This window comes from Sulfitobacter sp. HI0129 (assembly GCF_001635395.1).
Taxonomy (GTDB): domain Bacteria; phylum Pseudomonadota; class Alphaproteobacteria; order Rhodobacterales; family Rhodobacteraceae; genus Sulfitobacter.
In genome coordinates, this window is sequence record NZ_LWGH01001019.1 from 1 (window position 1) to 263 (window position 263).

At 65.4% G+C, this 263-nt stretch carries 1 protein-coding gene; it reads left to right on the forward strand.

Annotation, left to right across the window (positions count from 1 at the left end):
• Window positions 1-263: AAA domain-containing protein (locus tag A3764_RS21865; protein ID WP_150122397.1), on the forward strand; the 263-nt coding region annotated here is incomplete at both ends.

A 263-nucleotide genomic window follows, 5' to 3' on the forward strand; every position in this document is an offset into this window, starting at 1 on the left:
GAGACATTCGAAGGCACTTCGCCCTGCAACCGGGCCGAGGCTGCAGCGCTATTCGAGGCTCTCGACCGGCTGAGCCCTGCAAATGGCGCCACTCCCACGCTCGCGATCCTATCGCCCTACACGGCACAGTGCCGCCTCCTCCATGCGCGCGTGTCCTCGCGCGTCGACCCTGAGACCAGGCACCTGAACGGCTTCGCCAGCCCCAAGGGCGACGGCGTATTCGTTCAGACAATTGACAGCTTCCAGGGTGGCGAAGCCGACCT